The following is a 2,838-nucleotide window of genomic DNA, read 5'->3' as shown; positions in this document are numbered from 1 at the left end:
GCACCTGAGAGGTGCCCCTTTCTTGAACGGGAATGTTGACTTCGAACATCATCATTTTCCCAGTTCAGAAGGGGCATTTCCATTTCACGCGCGGCTTGATCCGGCTACTCGCATCGGTGGATCAAGGATAAGAGACCCAACGAGGGCGGACCCGCCGTAGGACACGAACGGGAGCGGCACCCCGATTACCGGCAGCAGAGTAGTGACCACGCCGATGTTCACCGCTGCCTGACCGATGACCCAGGCGAAGACACCCATCGTGGTCACCTGTACCAGCCGGTCCTGCGAACGATGGGCAAGGAGTACGAGCCCTGTGCCGAGGACCGCGAAGAGGCCGATCACGACACATCCGCCCAGGAGCCCCAGTTCCTCGCCGATAATCGCGAAGATGAAGTCGTTGTGCGCTTCCGGCAGCCATGACCACTTCTCCCGACTCGCGCCCAGCCCCACACCGGTCCAACCACCCGATGCGAGCGCATAGAGGCCGTGACTGGACTGCCAGTGCTGGCCCAGCGCATCGGCATCGCTCACCACATCCTGGCCGGTGAACATCGCCCGCACGCGCGCTAGACGGTAGGGACTCGTAACGATCAGCAGTCCCAGCCCGGCGGCGAGCGGCACCAGAGCCGCAGCGAAATAGCGTAGCGGCACATCACCCGTGAAGAGAGCGACGAGGCTCAGCATGATGAGGATCAACGATGTGCCTAGGTCACCGCCGGCGAGGACGCACGCAAGCACGGCTCCCAGCACCGGCACGATGGGGACGGCGAGCTCGCGGAAGGAGTCGAGGCGGTCCGCTTTGCGAGCTAGGATCATTCCCAGCCACAGGGCCACAGCGACCTTCGCAAGCTCGGAGGGCTGGCCTTGGATCGGACCGATCTGGACCCAGTTGGTGCTGCCGTTCACGGTGTGCCCCACCCCGGGGATGAGAGGCAGCGCCACGAGACCGATACTCACAACAATCGCGGGCCACGCCATTCTCCGGAGGAACTGCACCGACACTGACGCGAGGAGGAACATAGCGGCGATCCCTGCTGTGGCGAACGTCGCCTGCCGGAAGAAGACGGAGTACGACGAGGTAGGAGTCCCGTCGTAGGACGTGATCGACGTCGCGGACAGCACCATGATGAGCCCGGTGACTACGAGAGCCACGGATGACGTGAGGATCAGGCAGTAGCTGGTGAGGGGCAACTCAAAAATGGTCCGGATCTCCGCACCTAGCGACGCCCTGCCAGCTGTTCGCGTGATAATGTCCGCGCTTGCGGAACCGCGTCTCTCGCACAAATTCGTCTCGCGTTCGGTCAACGGACTCTCGCCGTTCGGATCGTCCGAGGCGACCTAGAGACCGGCAAGCGCTTCCCAGCTGCCGGTATGTGGCTGAGCTCCATGTGAACACTGTACGGAGAGGTGGAACAGTCATCGAACTTCCGCAGAACCCGGGCGCTTCGTCCCGAGCGGTGCCGGGTAGGTCGCCGCACGGGCCGCGAGCGGCACGCACAGGCGCACGGACACTCGTGCGCGCATCAGTCTGGGTGTTTGCTGGTGCCGCGGTCGTCGCCGCGGCAGTGCTGAGCACCGGCCCCTCGAGAGCGTTGCATCTCGCTGTTTCACAAGCTGAGGTGGAGGTCCCGTATGGGGCAGCAGACATCCTGCTCCCCGTCCTCGCGGGAGGGTTCCTTCTTGCAGCATGGGGGCTGCGCAGCATAGATGTCGATCGCGTTCTCTTCGTGCTGATCGTTGGGACGTCCTCGGTCGCCGCCTATCTCACGAATGAGGTGCTGAAGCGTCTTTTCGCCTGGCAGCGTCCGTGTGTGGAGTTTCTTGTGGACCCTCGTTGTCCCGGACCCGATAGCTGGTCGTTTCCCAGCAACCACACGGCCATAGCTTTTGCATTGGCTACCGCTATGGCCCTCGTCGCCTTGACTCGGTGGGCATGGTGCGGGTTTGCCATCGCGACGCTGGCAGCGGTGTCGCGGGTCGTCGACGGAGTGCACTATCCCCACGATGTCGTCGCCGGTGCCGCGGTGGGCATGTGCATGACGATCGGCTTTGCGCTGGTGCTTGGATGGGCCATCCAGCGCTTCCGCCCTCCCGCTCGCCGGAAGCGGCAAGGCGACAGGAGGACGAGTGCACCTGTGGGCGAGAGCAGACGACCCGGATGAAGACTGGAATAACCCGGATGTCCCGCGCTTGAAGGCACTGGCCTAAGCGCAAAAGCGATGCGTCCGCGGGAAGCGGATCGTCCGTCTTTGATCCGCCTCGCGCCCGTGCCCTCTGCTTTCTGCCGGAGGGGGACAGCGCCGCAGGCAAAGCTTGCAGGATTTATCGAATGCCCGGTCGGACACCACAGTAAGCGACCGGACTACATCCGTCTGAGGTGGCACAGCACGAGGAGAGGACAATACTTTTCAACGAGCCGCACGCCTCCGTTCGATAACCCACCGAGTTTCTGCTTGCTTGCCCGGCCCCTGTTGAACGCCGACATGAGCCGCTCCCCCTCAGAGTTTTAAGGGGTACTTCGGGTTTGCCATAGGGATAAAACTTCGGGATGTCTGGCTCACTCCAAGCAAACTAGGGATTGTTCAGGTGGGCACTCTTCAGCAGGTGTGCTCAGCCGCACGTACCCGGGGCTGAATCGACAGTCGTCTGTGATTCGTGGCCTGCTGGGCTTTCATCGGCAGCCGCGGATTCGTCATCATCTGTTGGGACTGAGTAGAGCCCCATAGAGTGGTGTAACGCACAGAGGCCGGTCCCTCGCTCCCGGATGTGGGCGCGGCCACCGTGTGATCCTTCGAGTCAACCTTCCAAGAATCCTCGAATAGGAGTCATCACGATGAC

The 2,838-nt window shown here is 62.5% G+C and carries 2 protein-coding genes; one reads left to right on the top strand and one right to left on the bottom strand.

Annotated features, from left to right (window positions below):
• Positions 1-84: 84 nt before the first annotated feature.
• On the bottom strand, positions 85-1,191 hold the full coding sequence (locus BSP109_RS16390; protein WP_101602023.1) for an FtsW/RodA/SpoVE family cell cycle protein: 1,107 nt from the start codon (positions 1,189-1,191) through the stop codon (positions 85-87).
• A gap of 323 nt (positions 1,192-1,514) precedes the next feature.
• Here BSP109_RS16390 and BSP109_RS16385 point away from each other — a divergent pair, with 323 nt between their 5' ends.
• Positions 1,515-2,162, top strand: a complete 648-nt coding sequence (locus tag BSP109_RS16385; protein ID WP_180959802.1) for a phosphatase PAP2 family protein — start codon at positions 1,515-1,517, stop codon at positions 2,160-2,162.
• Positions 2,163-2,838: the final 676 nt, after the last annotated feature.

It is taken from the genome of Brevibacterium sp. Mu109 (genome assembly GCF_900169375.1).
GTDB lineage: Bacteria > Actinomycetota > Actinomycetes > Actinomycetales > Brevibacteriaceae > Brevibacterium > Brevibacterium yomogidense_A.
The sequence above is the reverse complement of the archived record's forward strand: the minus strand, read 5'-3'. Positions and strand labels throughout refer to the sequence as shown.